Annotated in this window: 18 protein-coding genes; 16 read left to right on the forward strand and 2 right to left on the reverse strand. The window is 65.1% G+C overall.

Going from position 1 to position 16,941, the window contains the following annotated elements:
* The first annotated feature begins 9 nt into the window (after window positions 1–9).
* The 9 genes from MJ602_RS04165 to nudB all read left to right on the forward strand — a co-directional run bounded on the left by MJ602_RS04165 (window position 10) and on the right by nudB (window position 9,062).
* A complete protein-coding gene (locus MJ602_RS04165; protein ID WP_243019507.1) occupies window positions 10–1,005 on the forward strand; it encodes a Tim44 domain-containing protein in 996 nt (331 codons plus the stop codon).
* Window positions 1,006–1,065: 60 nt separating this feature from the next.
* On the forward strand, window positions 1,066–1,635 hold the full coding sequence (locus MJ602_RS04170) for a hypothetical protein (protein WP_243019508.1): 570 nt from the start codon (window positions 1,066–1,068) through the stop codon (window positions 1,633–1,635).
* Window positions 1,632–3,200, forward strand: a complete 1,569-nt coding sequence (gene ubiB / locus MJ602_RS04175) for a ubiquinone biosynthesis regulatory protein kinase UbiB (RefSeq protein WP_162017070.1) — start codon at window positions 1,632–1,634, stop codon at window positions 3,198–3,200. Before MJ602_RS04170 ends, ubiB begins: the two co-directional genes overlap by 4 nt.
* Window positions 3,201–3,314: 114 nt before the next feature.
* Window positions 3,315–4,772, forward strand: coding sequence for a high affinity choline transporter 1 (locus tag MJ602_RS04180; protein WP_162017069.1), 1,458 nt, complete (start codon window positions 3,315–3,317; stop codon window positions 4,770–4,772).
* Between the two features lie 101 nt (window positions 4,773–4,873).
* A complete protein-coding gene (locus MJ602_RS04185; RefSeq protein WP_243019509.1) occupies window positions 4,874–5,164 on the forward strand; it encodes an FmdB family zinc ribbon protein in 291 nt (96 codons plus the stop codon).
* Window positions 5,165–5,171: 7 nt separating this feature from the next.
* Entirely contained in the window at window positions 5,172–5,792 is a 621-nt protein-coding gene (locus tag MJ602_RS04190) for a DUF502 domain-containing protein (RefSeq protein WP_243019510.1), read from the forward strand.
* 38 nt (window positions 5,793–5,830) lie between these two features.
* Complete coding sequence (gene aspS / locus MJ602_RS04195) at window positions 5,831–7,642, forward strand: aspartate--tRNA ligase (protein WP_243019511.1); 1,812 nt, start codon at window positions 5,831–5,833, stop codon at window positions 7,640–7,642.
* A gap of 78 nt (window positions 7,643–7,720) precedes the next feature.
* Window positions 7,721–8,554: a CsgG/HfaB family protein gene (locus tag MJ602_RS04200; RefSeq protein WP_423246685.1), complete on the forward strand. Its 834-nt coding sequence runs from the start codon at window positions 7,721–7,723 to the stop codon at window positions 8,552–8,554.
* On the forward strand, window positions 8,544–9,062 hold the full coding sequence (gene nudB, locus MJ602_RS04205; protein WP_243019514.1) for a dihydroneopterin triphosphate diphosphatase: 519 nt from the start codon (window positions 8,544–8,546) through the stop codon (window positions 9,060–9,062). Before MJ602_RS04200 ends, nudB begins: the two co-directional genes overlap by 11 nt.
* Here the strand turns inward: nudB and MJ602_RS04210 are convergent.
* A complete protein-coding gene (locus MJ602_RS04210; protein ID WP_243019516.1) occupies window positions 9,051–10,694 on the reverse strand; it encodes a response regulator in 1,644 nt (547 codons plus the stop codon). The two genes, nudB and MJ602_RS04210, sit on opposite strands and share 12 nt — an antisense overlap.
* Window positions 10,695–10,820: 126 nt before the next feature.
* Between MJ602_RS04210 and MJ602_RS04215 the strand changes: the two genes are divergently transcribed.
* From MJ602_RS04215 to MJ602_RS04240, 6 genes are all read left to right on the forward strand, one after another.
* Window positions 10,821–11,558 (forward strand): endonuclease/exonuclease/phosphatase family protein, encoded by a 738-nt coding sequence (locus MJ602_RS04215; protein WP_243019547.1) that lies wholly within the window; start codon window positions 10,821–10,823, stop codon window positions 11,556–11,558.
* Between the two features lie 8 nt (window positions 11,559–11,566).
* Window positions 11,567–12,787 carry a cardiolipin synthase ClsB gene (gene clsB / locus MJ602_RS04220; RefSeq protein WP_243019518.1) on the forward strand — a complete coding sequence of 407 codons (1,221 nt, stop codon included), beginning with the start codon at window positions 11,567–11,569 and terminating at the stop codon, window positions 12,785–12,787.
* A gap of 108 nt (window positions 12,788–12,895) precedes the next feature.
* On the forward strand, window positions 12,896–13,618 hold the full coding sequence (folE, locus tag MJ602_RS04225) for a GTP cyclohydrolase I (protein ID WP_243019519.1): 723 nt from the start codon (window positions 12,896–12,898) through the stop codon (window positions 13,616–13,618).
* Between the two features lie 7 nt (window positions 13,619–13,625).
* Window positions 13,626–14,048 carry a BLUF domain-containing protein gene (locus tag MJ602_RS04230; RefSeq protein WP_243019521.1) on the forward strand — a complete coding sequence of 141 codons (423 nt, stop codon included), beginning with the start codon at window positions 13,626–13,628 and terminating at the stop codon, window positions 14,046–14,048.
* A gap of 62 nt (window positions 14,049–14,110) precedes the next feature.
* Window positions 14,111–14,992 (forward strand): DMT family transporter, encoded by an 882-nt coding sequence (locus MJ602_RS04235; protein ID WP_243019523.1) that lies wholly within the window; start codon window positions 14,111–14,113, stop codon window positions 14,990–14,992.
* Window positions 14,993–14,996: 4 nt separating this feature from the next.
* Window positions 14,997–15,833 carry a DUF429 domain-containing protein gene (locus MJ602_RS04240; RefSeq protein ID WP_243019525.1) on the forward strand — a complete coding sequence of 279 codons (837 nt, stop codon included), beginning with the start codon at window positions 14,997–14,999 and terminating at the stop codon, window positions 15,831–15,833.
* On the opposite strand, the gene MJ602_RS16865 is transcribed toward MJ602_RS04240, so the two are convergent.
* Complete coding sequence (locus MJ602_RS16865) at window positions 15,779–16,057, reverse strand: phage integrase N-terminal SAM-like domain-containing protein (protein WP_479725625.1); 279 nt, start codon at window positions 16,055–16,057, stop codon at window positions 15,779–15,781. The two genes, MJ602_RS04240 and MJ602_RS16865, sit on opposite strands and share 55 nt — an antisense overlap.
* Before the next feature lie 325 nt (window positions 16,058–16,382).
* Between MJ602_RS16865 and MJ602_RS04250 the strand changes: the two genes are divergently transcribed.
* The gene (locus MJ602_RS04250; protein ID WP_243019527.1) at window positions 16,383–16,844 is read left to right on the forward strand and encodes a DUF3592 domain-containing protein; all 462 of its coding nucleotides are present in this window, start codon (window positions 16,383–16,385) and stop codon (window positions 16,842–16,844) included.
* The last annotated feature ends 97 nt before the right edge of the window (window positions 16,845–16,941 follow it).

Below are 16,941 nucleotides of genomic sequence, written 5' to 3' on the forward strand. Positions count from 1 at the left end.
ATCCCCGCCATGAAAACCCTTTTGTCTGCCCTGTTTGTGCTGGCCCTGGTGTTCGTCCAGCCTGAAGCGCAGGCCAAGCGCCTGGGCGGAGGCAAATCGATGGGCCAGCAGTCCAGCAATGTGACGCAACGCGATGCCACCCCCCCGGCTGCACCAGGGGCACCCACACAGAATGCCGCTGCACCGGCCAAGCCAGCGACGCCTGCGGCTGCGCCGCAGGTCGCCCCCAAGAAGCCCTGGGGCGCCATGCTGGGCGGCCTGGCGGCAGGCCTGGGCCTGGCCTGGCTGGCCCACAGCCTGGGCATGGGGGAAGGTTTCGGTCAGTTTCTGTTGGTGTTGTTGGTCGCCGTGGCGGCCTTCGCGGTCATCCGCATGGTGATGCGCGGCCGCAAGGCGCCTGCCGTGGCGGGTGGTGCGCCTCTGGCCTTCCAGGGGGCGGGCGCGCCTGCGGCTTCTCCCCAGGAGGCGTCGGTGCCGCGTGACTACAGTCCCGCCAATGTGGGCAACGACGCTTCGGCGCGCCCTTGGGAGCGAAGCAGCATGGCGTTCGAGGCGCAGCGCCAGGCCGGTGCGGGCTCTGTCATCGGTTCGGCACTGGGTGGTTCGCAAAACTGGGGCGTGCCTGAGGGTTTTGACGTGGCGGGCTTTACCGAAGCTGCGCGGCGCAATTTCATCACCCTGCAGGCTGCGTGGGACAAGGCCGATGTGGCCACCCTGCGCTCCATGATGACCGACGCCATGCTGGACGAGATCCGCAGCCAGCTTGCCGAGCGCGAAGCCCAGGGCGCAGGCCAGCCCAACCAGACCGATGTGGTCATGCTGGAGGCACAGTTGCTCGGTATCGAGGATGTGGGCAACGCCTACATGGCCAGCGTCGAGTTCTCGGGCCTGATCCGCGAGGAGCCCTCGGCCGGCCCCAGCCCGTTCCGTGAAGTCTGGAACATGACCAAGCCCAAGGAAGGGCGCAGCGGCTGGCTGGTGGCGGGCGTGCAAGCGCTGCAGTAAAGCCGTGTATTTGACCGGACCATGCGCCTGAGCGCGCGGTTCGGGGAATAATCGGGGACTATGGCAACACAGTCCCCTTTTTCTTTTGTCGGCAGCGTGTTCGAGCGCGTGGCCGCAGGCCCGCAGCCCCCGCAGTGGCTGGTGCACGAGGTGCAGCACCGCGTGGTGTTGCTGCTCAACCATGTCTTGATGCAGGAAAGCGCGGCCACCCAGCGGCTGGTTCCGAGCCGTGGGCGGGTGGTGCGCATGCAGTGGCGCCATTTCTTCATGGCGCTGCAGGTCACACCGGCGGGCCTCTTTGATCTGGCACCCCCAGCGGCCACGCCCGATCTGCGCCTGGAGGTCATGCAGGCGTCGCCCCTGGATCTGGCGCAGGCCGCACTGCGCGGAGAACGCCCGAGCGTGCGCATTGATGGGGATGTGCAGTTTGCCGGCGATATCCAATGGCTGGCCGACAACCTGCGCTGGGACGTAGAGGACGATCTGGCGCGCCTGATCGGGGACGTGCCTGCGCACACCCTGGCCAACCTGGCGGGCAGCGCGGCGCAGGCCTTGCGCGGCTTTCTGCAGGACCGTGTGCCGCCCGCTGGTGGGCCGTCGGGCTGGTCCGTGGAACGTACCACTCCATGAAGCAGTTCTTCCGAGGGGCCACCATCGTCTGGGTGGTGCTGCGTTTTGGCCTGGACGAGCTGGTGCTCACCAGCTTCCAGAAGCCCTGGCTGCGCCTGCTGGCGCGCACCGTGTCGGTGGGGCGCGACCTGAGTGCGCCGCGCGGGCAGCGTCTGCGTGAGGCGTTGGAGCGGCTGGGGCCGATTTTTGTGAAGTTCGGCCAGGTGCTGTCCACGCGGCGCGATCTGATGCCGCCGGACATCGCCGATGAATTGGCGCTGCTGCAGGACCGGGTGCCGCCGTTTGACCCCGCCGTGGCCATTGCCACCATTGAGCGCGCCTTCAAGCGACCCATTGGCGAGGTGTTCGAGCATTTCGAGCGTGAGCCGGTGGCCAGCGCCTCCATTGCCCAGGTGCACTTCGCCCGCCTGCGTGACCGCAAGGGCCAGCAGCACGAGGTTGCTGTCAAAGTGTTGCGGCCGGGCATGCTGCATGTCATCGAGAAAGACCTGAGCCTCATGCGCATGATGGCAGGCTGGGTGGAAAGCCTGTCGGCCGATGGCAAGCGCCTCAAGCCGCGCGAGGTGGTGGCCGAGTTCGACAACTACCTGCACGACGAGCTGGACCTGGTGCGCGAGGCCGCCAATGCCGCTCAGTTGCGCCGCAACATGGAAGGGCTGAACCTCGTGGAAGTACCCATCATTCACTGGGACTTCTGCCACCCCGAAGTGATGGTGATGGAACGCATGAATGGCGTGCCCATCAGCCAGGTGGATCGTCTGCGCGAAGCGGGGGTCGATATTCCCAAGCTGGCGCGCGACGGGGTGACCATCTTCTTCACCCAGGTGTTTCGCGACGGTTTTTTCCATGCGGACATGCACCCCGGCAACATCCAGGTCAGCCTGGACCCGGCCACTTTCGGGCGCTATATTTCGCTGGACTTTGGCATTGTGGGCACGCTCACCGAGTTCGACAAGGAATACCTGGCGCAGAACTTCACCGCGTTTTTCCGGCGTGACTACAAGCGCGTGGCTGAGCTGCACATCGAAAGCGGCTGGGTGCCGCCCGAGACCCGCGTCAACGAACTGGAGGCGGCGGTGCGCACGGTGTGCGAGCCGTATTTCGACCGACCCCTGAAGGAAATATCCCTGGGCATGGTGTTGCTGCGGCTGTTCCAGACCTCGCGGCGCTTCAACGTCGAGATCCAGCCCCAGCTGGTGCTGCTGCAGAAAACCCTGCTCAACATCGAAGGCTTGGGTCGCCAGCTCGACCCCGACCTGGACCTGTGGAGCACGGCCAAGCCCTTCCTGGAAAAGTGGATGCTGGACCAGCTTGGCCCCCAGCGCCTGCGCCGCGAACTGCGCGACCAGTTGCCGCACTACGCCAAGATCCTGCCCGCCTTGCCCCGACTCTTGCACGACCACCTGCAGCGCCAGGGGACGCCCCAGCAGCAGCGTGAGCTGCTGGAGCTGCTGCGCGAGCAACGGCGCACCAATCATCTGTTGCAGGGACTGCTGTACTCGGGCTTGGGATTTGTGCTGGGTCTGATCGTGATGCAGATCATCGTGCGGGTGCGGGTTTTCTAGGGGTTTCTTCCCATCTCGGTGGTGCCCGGTCCCGTTGTGCAACGGATGCGCAGATAATGCGCGTCGTTTTATCTTGAACAGGTTCTTAACCTTACCCTGATCGCGGAGCGGCGCATGCTGGTCACCTTCATCGTTCTGTATTTGCTGGCATCCATTGCAATTGGCCTGTATGCCGCCACGCGCGTGCACAACACTGCGGACTATGCGGTGGCGGGCCGCAGCCTGCCGCTGGCCGTGGTGATTGCGACCACGTTCGCGACCTGGTTTGGCTCCGAGACGGTGCTTGGCGTCTCGGCGCGGTTCGTCGATGGCGGGCTGGGCGCTGTGGTCGAGGACCCGTTCGGTGCGTCCATGTGCCTGGTGCTGGTCGGCCTGTTCTTTGCCTACCGGCTCTACCAGAAGAACCTGATCACGCTGGGTGACTACTACCGCCAGCGTTTCGGGCGGTCCATCGAGGTGCTGTGTTCCGCCATCATCATCTTCAGCTACCTCGGCTGGGTGGCCGCGCAGATCACGGCCCTGGGTCTGGTCTTCAACCTGCTCACGCAGGGCGCCATGTCCATCACCGCGGGCATGGTGCTCGGTACGCTGGTGGTGCTGGTCTATACCTTGTATGGTGGCATGTGGTCGGTGGCGCTGACCGATTTTGTGCAGATGATCGTCATTGCCCTGGGCCTGATCGCCATCGCCTGGTTTGCTGCCGATCTGGCCGGTGGCGCCGGCAAGGTCATCGACTATGCTGCGCGCGAAGGAAAGTTCCAGTTCTTTCCCAAGGATGGGGGGATGAAGGAGTGGTCCTTCTTCATTGCGTCGGCCATCACCATGATGCTGGGTTCCATTCCGCAGCAGGACGTGTTCCAGCGCGTCATGTCCTCCAACAGTGCCAGCACGGCGCGCACCGGCCCGGTGATCGGTGGCGTGCTCTACCTGCTGTTCGCCTTCATCCCGATGTTCGTGGTCACCTCTGCCATTTTGATCATGCCCGAGACGGCACAGGCCCTGCTGAAGGACGATCCGCAGAAGGTGCTGCCCACGCTGGTCATGGAGCGCATGCCGCTGGTATTGCAGATTGCCTTCTTTGGTGCGTTGCTGTCGGCCATCATGTCCACGGCGTCGGCCACGCTGCTGGCGCCATCGACCACCTTCGTCGAGAACATCCTGCGCAACCTGCGTCCAGGCATGAGCGATGCCATGACGCTCAAGGCCATGCGGGTGTCCGTGCTGGTGTTCACGGGCTGTGTGCTGACCTATGCCATCACCATGCAGGGCACGTCGATCTATGAAATGGTCTCTGGTGCCTACCAGGTGCCGCTGGTGGGGGCGTTCGTGCCGCTGGTGTTCGGCCTCTATTGGAAGCGCGCCACCACGCAGGGCGCTTTGATGGCGGTGGCCATGGGCCTTGGTGTGTGGTTGCTGTTCGTGGCCAGTGCATCGCTGTCGGAGGCGTTCCCGCAGCAACTCGCCGGGTTGCTGGCTGCCTTGGTGGGCATGGTGGCGGGCTCGCTGCTGCCGCAGTTCGTGCCGGACCACAAGGGGCATGTGCACCATTACGAGGGCAGCGCCGGGGCCTGAATCGGGCGGTAACCGTGCAGCTCTGGTTGCGGCCTTCCGGCTTGAAAGCAGGGAGGCCGCCTATAATTGAAGGCTTTGCACTAACAGTCCAGGCTCGCGATATGCCAATCTATGCCTACAAATGCGGCTCCTGTGGCCATGCCAAGGATGTGCTACAAAAAATCTCGGATCCTCTGCTGACCACCTGCCCGGCCTGTGGGGCGGAAGCCTTTTCCAAACAGATCACGGCTGCCGGTTTCCAGCTCAAGGGCTCGGGCTGGTATGCGACCGATTTCCGTGGCGGTAGTAGCGGTGCTGCAGCCGGTTCCGGCGAATCTGCGCCCGCAGCCGCAAAGGAATCCTGCGCCAGCTGTCCGGCTGCCGCTGCGGCCAGGCCGGCCGCGTCGAGTTGAGCCCCAGATGGCTCCCTTGCGCAAGTGGCTTTTCACCGGTCTGCTGGTGATCGTTCCTGGAGCGATCACCATTTCGGTGCTTCACTGGATCGTCGGCATGCTGGACCAGACGCTGCTGATCCTGCCCGAGGCCTGGCATCCGGACCGCTTGCTGGGTTTCCACATCCCCGGTTTCGGGGTTCTGCTGACGCTGCTCATTCTGCTGGTGACCGGTGCGGTGGCCAGCAACTTTGCCGGGCGCAAGCTGGTCGCCTGGGGCGACCACCTGGTCAGCCGCATCCCGGTGGTGCGGTCGATCTATTCGAGCGTCAAGCAGGTGTCGGACACCCTGTTTTCCGAAAGCGGCAATGCCTTCCGCACCGCGGTGCTGGTGCAGTGGCCGCGCGAGGGGGTGTGGACAGTGGCCTTCGTCACCGGCGCACCCAGCGGCGAGGTGGCTGCTTACCTGCGCGATGAATTCGTCAGCGTGTACGTGCCCACCACGCCCAACCCGACGGGCGGGTATTTCGTGATGGTGCGCAAGAGCGATTGCGTCGAACTCGACATGAGTGTCGATGCGGCTTTGCGCTACATCGTTTCCATGGGCGTGGTCGCGCCGGTTGACCCCGTTCCCGCAACAATCAAGTAACCTTTTTTATGCGCCACGACGGCGCCGGAAGTTTTGCCATGGCCATGCGTTCCCACTACTGCGGTCTAGTCACTGAAGCCCTGCTGGGCCAAACCGTCACCCTCGCTGGCTGGGTCAATCGCCGCCGCGACCATGGCGGCGTGATCTTCATCGACCTGCGTGACCGTGAAGGCTCCGTGCAGGTGGTGTGCGACCCCGACCGCGCCGAGATGTTCAAGACCGCCGAGGAAGTGCGCAACGAGTTCTGCGTGCAGGTGGTGGGCCTGGTGCGCGCGCGCCCCGAGGGCACGACCAACGACGGTCTCAAGAGCGGCAAGATCGAGGTGCTGTGCCACGAGCTCAAGGTCCTCAACCCCTCCGTCACGCCGCCGTTCCAGATGGACGACGAGAACCTGTCGGAAACCACGCGCCTCACGCACCGCGTGATGGACCTGCGCCGCCCGCACATGCAGCGCAACATGATGCTGCGCTACAAGACGGCCATCCAGGTGCGCAACTTCCTCGACAAGGAAGGCTTCATCGACATCGAGACGCCCATGCTGGGCAAGAGCACGCCCGAGGGCGCGCGCGACTACCTGGTGCCCAGCCGTGTGCATGACGGCCAGTTCTTCGCGCTGCCCCAGTCGCCCCAGCTCTACAAGCAGATGCTGATGGTGGCCGGTTACGACCGCTACTACCAGATCACCAAGTGCTTCCGCGACGAAGATCTGCGCGCCGACCGCCAGCCCGAGTTCACGCAGATCGACTGCGAAACCTCGTTCCTGAGCGAAGAGGAAATCCGCGCCATCTTCCAGCGCATGATCAAGGAAGTGTTCCAGCAGCAGTTGGGCGTGGACCTGGGCGAATTCCCCACCATGACCTACCAGGAAGCGGCGCACCGCTTCGGCTCCGACAAGCCCGACCTGCGTGTCAAGCTCGAATTCACCGAGCTGACCGACGTGATGAAGGACGTGGACTTCAAGGTGTTCTCCGGCGCCGCCAACATGAAGGGCGGCCGCGTGGTGGCCCTGCGCGTGCCCGGTGGCTCGGTCGAAGGCGGCGGCATCAGTCGTGGCGAGATCGACGGCTACACCGAGTTCGTGAAGATCTACGGCGCCAAGGGCCTGGCCTACATCCGGGTGAACGATCTGTCCAATGGGCGCGATGGTCTGCAGTCGCCCATCGTCAAGAACATCCACGACGCCGCGCTGGCTGAAGTGCTCAAGCGCACGGGCTCGCAGAACGGCGACCTGCTGTTCTTCGGCGCCGACAAGGAAAAGGTCGTCAACGACGCCATCGGCGCGCTGCGCCTCAAGATCGGCCACAGCGAGTTCGGCAAGAAGAACGGCCTGTTCGAGAACCGCTGGGCGCCGCTGTGGGTGGTGGACTTCCCCATGTTCGAGCACGACGAGGAAGAAGACCGCTGGACGGCCGTGCACCACCCCTTCACCAGCCCGAAGGACGGTCACGAAGACCTGATGGATACCGACCCCGGCAAGTGCCTGGCCAAGGCCTACGACATGGTGCTCAACGGCTGGGAGCTGGGCGGTGGTTCGGTGCGTATCCACCGCGCCGACGTGCAGAGCAAGGTGTTCACCGCGCTCAAGATCACGCCCGAGGACGCCCAGGCCAAGTTCGGCTACCTGCTGGACGCCTTGCAGTACGGCGCGCCCCCGCATGGCGGCTTGGCCTTTGGCCTCGATCGCCTGATCACGCTCATGACGGGCGCCGAGTCGATCCGCGATGTGATCGCCTTCCCCAAGACCCAGCGCGCCCAGGACCTGCTGACGCAGGCACCGTCGCCCGTGGACGAGAAGCAGCTGCGCGAGCTGCACATCCGCCTGCGCAACCCGGACGCGGCCAAGGCCTGAACCCGGCCATGGGGCAGAATCAGGGGCGCCTTCGGGCGCCCTTTTTTCATGGCGCATGCGCCGTTTGACTGACCGAGGATGAACGTGGCCCGAGATTGCTTGAAAACTTCCTGCGTTGCGCTGCTGGTGGCACTGGCCCTGGTGGCCTGTGGCGAGAAGAAAACCGAACTGGGCCAGGGCGGCTCGGTAGTCACCGGATCGGCCGGGCCGCAGGGCGCGCAGAACGCCGCGCGCGAGCTGGTGCGTTGCGACGCACCCGTGGCCACGCTGGCGCTGGCCGAGAACCCCCATGGTTACGTGATGGGCGGTGCCTACCAGTTGCCGGCCTCGCCCGTGCCTTTGGTCAAGCTGCTGGCTCAGCAGAGTGGGTGCTTTCGCGTGGTGGACCGCGCGGCCGGCCTGCGCGGCACGCTGCAGGAGCAGGAGCTGCGCGAATCGGGCGTGCTGCGCAAGAACACCACCGTGGCCAAGGGCAAGGGCTACGAGGCGCAGTACACGCTCACCCCCAGCCTGACCTTCAGTGAGCAGGACGCCGGGCGCGGCCTGGCGGGCTTGCTGGGCATGATTCCGGTGCTGCGCGACATGGCGGGCCTGATCGGGCTGGCCGAACAGGTCAAGCTCAAGGAGGCGCAGACTGCACTGCTGTTGTCCGACAACGAAACCACCGAGCAGGTCGCGGCGGCCACGGGCTCGGCACGCACCACCGATCTGGGAGTGGCCGGCATTGCGTTTGGCAAGCTGGGCGGTGCTGCCGGTGCGGGCTGGAGCAACACCAACGAGGGCAAGGTGATTGCGGCGGCCTTCCTGGACGCGCACAACCAGCTGGTGGTGCAGGTGCGGGCCTTGCAGGCCAAGGAACTGCCGCCGGACGTGCCCGTGCGCGCTGGCGCGCAGAAGGAGCGTGGCGGCTGAGCAGGGCAGGGCGGTGCCTCGGTCGTACAAGATTCCCGAATCGGTGCTGGTGGTGATCCATACCGCCGCGCTCGATGTGCTGCTGATCCGACGGGCCGATGCGCCGGAGTTCTGGCAATCGGTCACCGGCAGCAAAGACCATCTTCACGAGAGCTTTGAAGAAGCCGCCGTGCGTGAGGTCTGGGAGGAAACCGGCATCGATGTGCGGGCGCCCGGCTGCATCCTGCGCGACTGGCATCTGGAGAACATCTACGGCATCTACCCGCAATGGCTGCACCGCTACGCGCCCGGTGTGTGCGAGAACACCGAGCACCTGTTCAGCCTTCAGGTGCCGGCCGGCACGCCGGTGGTGCTCAACCCGCGCGAGCATGTGGATTGGAAATGGCTCCCCTGGTTGGATGCGGCCGACGCCTGCTATTCGCCTTCCAATGCCGAGGCCTGCCTTTGGCTGCCACGCTTGGCGGTGCTGCCTGGTGTGCAGGGCGCTCCGGGGCCGTCAGGCCGCTGACGCGTTGGCGGTCGCGCGCAGCGCCACTCCACCGGGTTGGCGTTCGCTGTCTTGTCCGAGCAGGGCTCTTGCCGGGGCGCTGCCGCATTGGGTGCGCAGATCGTCGATCTGCTCTTGCAGCGCCGGTGCGTCGGGCAGATGGGTCTGGTGGCGCAGCAGGAGCTGCTGTGCCAGGTCGATGAGCTTGGTGTTGAGGTGTTTGCGGGTGGACTGCAGCAGGGAGTCGAGGGCCTGGGCAGGGGCGCCGGCCAGGTGCTGCGCCATGGCTTCTTCGGCCATCCGGTTCACGCGTTGCAGGCAATCGCGGATCTTGTCCGCATAGGCCTCGCAGCTGCGGCAGGCACTGGCCAGCAGCTCGCACAGGCCGCGCGTACTCGAATAGCGCATGCCGATCGCTTCGATCCACTCGTGGCCTTCTTGCAGGTCGATGGAGGTGTTGGCCAGCACCGACAGCAGACTGCCCAGGTTGCAGGCGGCCTCCAGGTCGAAGGCGCTGTGCCGGATCTCCGGAGCCATGCTGCGGACCAATTGCACGGCCAGGGCCACCTGATTTTGGTGGATGGCCTGCAGCGTGCCCACGACCTGTGCAAAACGCTGGATGCGCTGGCTGTCGCCATGTCTGTCCAGGACACGGCCAAAGTCCGCAATGCAGCGGTCGATGCCCTTGCCGTCCTTTTCATCGAAGTAGGCGAATGCGAGCAGCACGAGTGACTGGTAGTCGAACAGCTTGGAATCGATGCCCAGCACCACGGCACGCGAGAGCACCTGCACTGCGGTGGCGCGCTCACCCATGTAGTAGCACATCATGCCCAGCTTCTGCAGGCGCACCACGGAGTCGGGTGTCAGCTCGCTGGCCGTGCGATAGGTTTCGATTGCCTCGGCAAAATGCCCCATTTCCACCTGGGCGCGGCCCAGCACATCGTAGGCGTCGGCGTAGCCAGGGTCTTCGCCGATCAGGCCCATCAGCGTGGCCACGGCGCGTGTCGGGTGGCCTGCCTCGATCTGTGCGCGGGCCACGCCCAGTTTGGCCCAGGGAATGGCGCGGGCTTTGAGGATGGCCTCGAACAGCAGGCGCGCCTCCTCGTGGCGGCCCAGCCGCAGCAGCAGCTCCGAGCCTATGCGCGCGGCATACAGCCAGTAGGGCTTGCGCCCGGTGAACTGGGCAATGCACAGCTTGGCAGCGGCCTCGAAGTCGCCCTGTTCGATGGCGTCGAAGATGGGGCGCAGGTGCGTCTTGCGCTGGCGTGCTGCGCTCAGGCGCTCGAACAGCGTCAGCGGTGTGAAGGGCTTGAGCAGGTAGCCGTCCAGCGCCGATTCGGCCGCTTCGGCCACGGCCGCATAGGTGGCCTCGGTGGTGACCATGAAGAACACGGTTGAAAAGGGTAGCAGCTGAGCGCGGCGCAGGTCGTCCAGCAAGGTCTGGCCGCTGGATTGGGAGTCCGGAAAGTACTGGTCGCACAGCACGTAGTCGAAAACCGTGTGTTCCAGCCTACTGCGTGCGTCCTGGATGCGGCTGCACTGCACCACCTTGGTCACGCCGTAATCCCGCAATTGCGCCGACAGCAGGCCGCGCGAGGTGACATTGCTGTCCACCACCAAAGCCAGCGTGTCGGGGGAGCGGGAGGTTGCCATGGAAGAGGGGTACGTTCGGCGTAGCCGCGTAACAATGATGACGCCTTAGTGTAGAACTTTGTGTTCTGCATGAAACTCCCATCAGCGGGCTTTTCGGCTGGGCACCTGCTGGGTGACAATGATCAGATGCACAGCAGCAACATTCTTAGGGTTGCCACCTACAACATCCACAAAGGCGTACAGGGCCTGGGTCCGATGCGTCGGCTGGAGATCCACAACCTGGGCTTGGCCGTGGAGCAGCTCGATGCCGACATCGTCTGTCTGCAAGAGGTGCGCAAGCTGCACCGGCGCGAGGCGCGTTTTTTTCCGTACTGGCCGGACATGCCGCAGGCGGACTTTCTGGCGCCCGAAGGCTATGAGGCCGTTTACCGCACCAACGCGATCACCCGCCATGGCGAACATGGCAACGCGCTGCTGTCGCGTTGGCCGGTGGTGGGCCACCAGCACGAGGACATCTCCGACCACCGCTTCGAGCAGCGTGGCCTGCTGCATGTGCATGTGCATGCACACGGGCGCGACGTGCATGTGATCGTGGTGCATCTGGGCCTTATTCCGGGCAGCCGGGTGCGCCAGGTGGGCCTGCTGGAGCGCTTCATCGAACGCGAGGTTCCGCGCAATGGGCCGCTGTTGGTGGCGGGCGACTTCAACGACTGGGGGCAGCAAATCGGCCGCATGCTCGCGGGGCTGGGGCTGCTCGAATACGAGGAGCCGCGTGCCTTCACCTACCCCGCGCGCCTGCCGCTGGCGCAGCTCGATCATGTCTATGCCCGGGGCCTGACCCCAGTGGGCCTGCACGTGCCGCGCGGACGGGTGTGGTGGCGCATGTCCGACCACTTGCCCCTGATCGCGGAATTCAAGATCTGACGCGCGCGATGGCAAGTGTTCTGTTTGAACTGACCGAAGGCCACCAGGTACAGCTGCTGCAAGGGGCGCAGGAGCTGTTTCCCGCACTGATCGCCGCGATGGACGCGGCGTTGTCGGATATTCAGTTCGAGACCTACATTTTTGATTTCACCGGCACCGCCACCGAGGTGGCCCAGGCGCTGATGCGTGCGGCCCGGCGCGGGGTGCGCACCCACCTGGTGGTCGATGGCGTAGGTACCGGCCGTTTGCCGCAGGACTGGGCCGATCGCCTGCGCGCTGCGGGCGTGCATTGCCGAGTGTATTCGCCGCTGGGTCCGTTGGGGCTGTTGCTGCCGCGCCGTTGGCGGCGGCTGCACCGCAAGCTCTGCGTGGTCGATGGCCGGGTGCTGTTCTGTGGCGGCATCAACGTGCTGGACGATTTTCACGACCCCAACCACGGTCGCCTGGTGGCGCCGCGTTTTGACTTTGCCGTGCAGGCCACGGGCGCGCTCGTGGGCGTGGCCAGCGATGCCATGGAGCAACTGTGGTGGCGCATGCAGGCCGTGCGCGACGCCAGCCAGCGCCGCCTGCCCGAGGCCCTGCAGGCGCTGCGCGCCGCCAGCGCGGCCCACCATGCGCCGCCCGATGTCGACAGCGGCCCGGGCATGCGCGCCGCCCTGCTGCTGCGCGACAACGTGCGCCACCGCAGCCGCATCGAAAAGGCCTACCGCCGTGCCATTGCGGCGGCGCGGGAAGAAATCATCATCGCCAACGCCTACTTCGTGCCGGGGCGCAAGCTGCGCGTGGCCCTGCAGATGGCGGCGCGCCGGGGCGTGCGGGTGCGGCTGCTGCTGCAGGGGCGCTACGAGTACTTCATGCAGTACCACGCGGCGCGCCCGGTGTACGGCGCGCTGCTCAAGGCGGGGGTGGAGATCCACGAGTACGCGCCCAGCTTTCTGCACGCCAAGGTGGCGGTGATCGACGCCCATGGCGCGCGCCCCTGGGCCACGGTGGGCTCGTCCAACCTCGACCCGCTGAGCCTGCTGCTGGCGCGCGAGGCCAACGTGGTGGTGGAAGACGCCGCCTTTGCCCAGGACCTGCGCGCACGCCTGGAGCACGCCATGCTGCACGGGGGCAGGGTGCTGGACCCGACACGCTATGCGCTGCGCTCCTGGCACGAACGCGCCCTGGACCGCGTGGCCTTCGTGCTCATGCGCCTGGCGCTGTGGGTCACGGGCAACCGCTACTGACTTTGCTGGGATGCTATAAAAATAATAGCTACTGGCGCTTGTAGAATAAGCGCTGGAGGCCAAAAACCCTTTGAAACATCGGATGCCGATCGCTGCTACCATCTCCCCATGTTCCGACAACTGGCCGCCGACATGAACCCAGCACCCCTCGACGAAGGAACGCCCGTTTCCGTCAAGATCCGCGAGCGGATCCAGGCGGCGCGCAAGCGCTTCAATGCCAACGACAACATCGCCGACTTCATCCAGCCCGGCGAGCTGGAGCAGTTGCTCGACGAGGTCGAGTCCAAGATGCAGGGCGTGCTCGACAGCCTGGTGATCGACACCGCAGGCGACCACAACACCCAGAACACCGCGCGCCGCGTGGCCAAGATGTACCTGGGCGAGGTGTTCAAGGGCCGCTATGTGCAGCCGCCCACCATCACCGAATTCCCCAACGCCGAGCACCTCAACGAGCTGATGATCGTCGGCCCGCTCACGGTGCGCAGCGCCTGCAGCCACCACTTCTGTCCGGTCATTGGCAAGATCTGGATCGGCATCATGCCCAACGAGCACACCAACGTGATCGGCCTGTCCAAGTACGCCCGCCTGGTGGACTGGATCATGGGCCGCCCGCAGATCCAGGAAGAAGCCGTGGTGCAACTGGCCGACCTGATCATGGAAAAAACCCAGCCCGACGGCCTGGCCGTGGTCATGGAGGCCAGCCACTTCTGCATGTCCTGGCGCGGCGTGCGCGAGATGGACAGCAAGATGATCAACTCCGTGATGCGCGGCGTGTTCCTCAAGGACAGCGCCCTGCGCCGCGAATTCCTCTCTCTCATCCCTGGAAAGTGAACTGACCATGTTGGTACGCCTGCTCTATGCCAGCCGCGCGGTGGACACCTCACCCGAGGCCATCGAAGCCATTCTTGCCCAGTCGCGCCAGCACAACCCGGCCTGCGGCATCACCGGCGTGCTGTGCTACGGCGGCGGCATCTTTCTGCAGGCCATCGAGGGCGGGCGCTCGGCGGTGAGCGATCTCTATGGCCACATCCAGCGCGACGCTCGCCACAAGAACGTGGAGCTGCTGCACTTCGAGGAAATCGCCGAGCGACGCTTCGGCGGCTGGACCATGGGCCAGGTCAACCTCAGCAAGATCAACCATTCCATCCTGCTCAAATACTCCGAAAAGCCCGAACTCGATCCCTATGCCGTGTCGGGCAAGGTGTCGTTCGCGCTGCTCGAAGAACTCATGGCCACGGCGAGCATCATCGGCAGGGCCTGACTTTTCGGTGCACCCTGTGAAGGCCGCAGCCCCGGATGGGCGCTGCGGCCCTTTGTTTTTGCATGACCCTCCACGCCTTCGCCCTCATCATCCTGGCCGGGCTGATCCACGCCTGTTGGAACATTGCCGCCAAGAAGGCGGGTGGCGACGCGCGCTTTGCCTTCTTCACTTCGGTGCTGATGATGCTGTTCTGGGCGCCGCTGGGCTGGTGGCTGGGGCGCGACGCCGTGCCGCTGTGGGGCGCCGTGGAGTGGGGCATCATCTTGGCCAGTGGCGTGCTGCATGTGGTGTATTACGTCACGTTGCTGCGCGGCTACCGCAAGGCCGACCTGACCGTCGTGTATCCGCTGGCGCGGGGCACGGGGCCGCTGCTGTCCTCCCTCGTGGCCGTCACGCTGCTGGGTGAGCGCATCTCGGCGCTGGGGGCACTGGGCATCATCGGCGTGGTCGGTGGCGTCTTCCTCATTGCGGGAGGGCCGGCGCTGCTGCGTGCGGCGCACGACCCGGCGGCGCGGCAGCGCGTGCACAAGGGGCTGGTCTATGGTGTGGTGACCGGCGCCTTCATCGCCAGTTACACCGTGGTGGACGGCTACGCCGTCAAGGTGCTGCTGATGTCGCCCATTCTGGTGGATTACATGGGCAATTTTGTGCGTGTGGCGCTGCTGGCCCCGGTGGTGCTGCGCGACCTGCCCACGGCGGCGGTGCTCTGGGGCGCGCAGTGGCGCTTTGCGCTGCTGGTGGCCGTGGTCAGCCCCATCGCCTACGTGCTGGTGCTGTTTGCCATGCGCGAGGCGCCGCTGTCGCACGTGGCGCCGGCGCGCGAGGTGTCCATGCTGTTCGCTGCGCTCATCGGCGGCCACCTGCTGGGCGAGGGCGACCGGCTGGCCCGGCTGTGCGGCGCGGCGTGCATAGCGCTGGGCGTGACGGCCCTGGCGCTGGGGTAGCGGCATGGCCCCCGACACACCACCCCTGCTGCTGGGCGTTGATTTCTCCAGCAGCCCCAGCCGGCGCAAACCCATCGTCATGGCGCTGGGTGAGCTGGCGGGTTCGCGCGTGCGGCTGCAGTCCCTGCAAACCTTTGACACGCTGGACGCCCTGGGTCGCTGGCTGGCTGCACCCGGGCATTGGGTGGGCGGTTTCGACCTGCCGTTCGGCCTGCCACGCGAACTGGTGCAGCACCTGGGCTGGCCGCTGGCCTGGATCGATTGCATGCAGCACTACCGTCAGCTGTCGCGTGCGCAGATTCGCGATGCGTTCGCCGGTTTTTGCGCAGCCCGCCCGGTGGGCGGCAAGTTTGCGCACCGCGCCACCGACCTCCCGGCAGGCTCCAGCCCGAGCATGAAGTGGGTCAACCCGCCCGTGGCCTACATGCTGCATGCGGGCGTGCCGCTGCTGCTGGACGCCGGTGTGCATCTGCCGGGTCTGCATGCCGGTGATCCCGCCCGCGTGGCGCTGGAGGCCTACCCCGGCCTGCTGGCGCGTGAGGTGCTGGGGCGGCGCAGCTACAAAAGCGACGACCGCGCGCGCCAGACCCCGGAGCGCCTGATTGCACGCAAGGACCTGCTCACCGCGCTGGAGCTGGGCCACACGCGCCTGGGCCTGCAACTGCAACTGCGCCAGATCCAGCGCGAGGCGCTGGTGCAGGATGCGCAGGGCGACCGGCTCGATGCCGTGCTGTGCCTGCTGCAGGCAGCCTGGGCGCAGCAGCGCCATGCCGAAGGGGATGTGCGCTATGGGCTGCCTGAAAAGGCTGATCCACTGGAAGGCTGGATCGTGACGGCTTGATGTGGATTGTTCGTGCGCTCAACACCACCGGAATGCGCTTGCACTCGGGCGGATCGTCCGATCTGGTTCATCCAAGGCAGCTCGACACACAACACATCGCGGTACAAGAACATCAAGGCATTGAGGGCTTGCCGGTGCGTGGCAGGGGACACCTGTCGCTCATTGGCGAGCATGGTCAGGAAAGCCTCCACATCGCTGCCGCCCATATCACGCGGGTGCCGCATGCCGCCTTGCTGGGCCGACCACAGGATGAAGAAGCGTGCCCAGCACACATAGGCTTTGTCGTGAGGCTATAGTGCAGGTAACGGATGCGCTCGCGAACTTGATCCAGCAAACGCTTGGATACCAAGGGTGGCGCTGCGGCGAATTTGTGGGTTCTGTTATACCTGTTCATGCATCCAGTATGAAAACGTAAGCATATGAATTCATTGGATTTTTGGATTTTCTCAGCGCCACGTTATCCGACGGCTGCCGGGCATATCCGGTGAATTGCCGACTACATCAAAGTTAGGCCGCTTGGTCAGGCCTCGCCAGATCGGTGCACAGGCAATGAGCAAACTTCCCGCATTCCTTCTGATCATCGCGCTGCTTGGTGCGGCCGCTCTGCTGTTTCGGCAAGAGCGCCAGTATGTGGCTGGGTTCGTTGAGGCTCCCGCAGAGATTGTTGAGCTGCGAAGCGAGCGAGTAACCCAGGGTGACGGGCGGCAATACTCCACCAACGTTCACGCTGTAGTCGCGTACAACCTAAACGGTCAGCTGCACCACTTCAGCACGCAGTTTTTTGGGGTACCGAAGTGGCGCAAGGGTCAAACGGTAGTAGCGCTTGTGTCCCCATCGGCATCCGATGTAGGCCGGGTCAAGCGCCTGGACGACCTCTATCCGAAGAGTGCCGGCTTGGCTGCGCTCGCCGTACTGTGTGCCATTGCATTTGGCATTGGCTGGCTCGCACGCAAGTCTGGGCCGCGGCCTAACAATTCGTATATGGACTCCCCCACAACAGCAAGAGCCTGACCGATTGGGGACCAAGGGGTAAAGAACCTGCAGTCGTATATGGACTCCCCCACAACAGCAAGAGCCTGACCGATTGGGGACCAAGGGGTAAAGAACC

This window comes from Simplicispira sedimenti, from assembly GCF_022760965.1.
In the GTDB taxonomy this organism is placed as follows: Bacteria; Pseudomonadota; Gammaproteobacteria; order Burkholderiales; family Burkholderiaceae_C; genus Simplicispira; species Simplicispira sedimenti.

Excerpts from the sequence above, each read along its gene's own strand:
- MJ602_RS04180 (WP_162017069.1), top strand. The coding sequence starts at position 3,315 with ATGCTGGTCACCTTCATCGTTCTGTATTTGCTGGCATCCATTGCAATT.
- MJ602_RS16865 (WP_479725625.1), bottom strand. The coding sequence starts at position 16,057 with ATGCGGCACCCGCGTGATATGGGCGGCAGCGATGTGGAGGCTTTCCTG.
- MJ602_RS04230 (WP_243019521.1), top strand. The coding sequence starts at position 13,626 with ATGTTGGTACGCCTGCTCTATGCCAGCCGCGCGGTGGACACCTCACCC.
- MJ602_RS04210 (WP_243019516.1), bottom strand. The coding sequence starts at position 10,694 with ATGGCAACCTCCCGCTCCCCCGACACGCTGGCTTTGGTGGTGGACAGC.
- MJ602_RS04240 (WP_243019525.1), top strand. The coding sequence starts at position 14,997 with ATGGCCCCCGACACACCACCCCTGCTGCTGGGCGTTGATTTCTCCAGC.
- MJ602_RS04200 (WP_423246685.1), top strand. The coding sequence starts at position 7,721 with ATGAACGTGGCCCGAGATTGCTTGAAAACTTCCTGCGTTGCGCTGCTG.
- MJ602_RS04235 (WP_243019523.1), top strand. The coding sequence starts at position 14,111 with ATGACCCTCCACGCCTTCGCCCTCATCATCCTGGCCGGGCTGATCCAC.
- MJ602_RS04215 (WP_243019547.1), top strand. The coding sequence starts at position 10,821 with ATGCACAGCAGCAACATTCTTAGGGTTGCCACCTACAACATCCACAAA.
- MJ602_RS04250 (WP_243019527.1), top strand. The coding sequence starts at position 16,383 with ATGAGCAAACTTCCCGCATTCCTTCTGATCATCGCGCTGCTTGGTGCG.
- MJ602_RS04190 (WP_243019510.1), top strand. The coding sequence starts at position 5,172 with ATGGCTCCCTTGCGCAAGTGGCTTTTCACCGGTCTGCTGGTGATCGTT.
- MJ602_RS04185 (WP_243019509.1), top strand. The coding sequence starts at position 4,874 with ATGCCAATCTATGCCTACAAATGCGGCTCCTGTGGCCATGCCAAGGAT.
- clsB (WP_243019518.1), top strand. The coding sequence starts at position 11,567 with ATGGCAAGTGTTCTGTTTGAACTGACCGAAGGCCACCAGGTACAGCTG.
- MJ602_RS04170 (WP_243019508.1), top strand. The coding sequence starts at position 1,066 with ATGGCAACACAGTCCCCTTTTTCTTTTGTCGGCAGCGTGTTCGAGCGC.
- MJ602_RS04165 (WP_243019507.1), top strand. The coding sequence starts at position 10 with ATGAAAACCCTTTTGTCTGCCCTGTTTGTGCTGGCCCTGGTGTTCGTC.
- aspS (WP_243019511.1), top strand. The coding sequence starts at position 5,831 with ATGGCCATGCGTTCCCACTACTGCGGTCTAGTCACTGAAGCCCTGCTG.
- folE (WP_243019519.1), top strand. The coding sequence starts at position 12,896 with ATGTTCCGACAACTGGCCGCCGACATGAACCCAGCACCCCTCGACGAA.
- ubiB (WP_162017070.1), top strand. The coding sequence starts at position 1,632 with ATGAAGCAGTTCTTCCGAGGGGCCACCATCGTCTGGGTGGTGCTGCGT.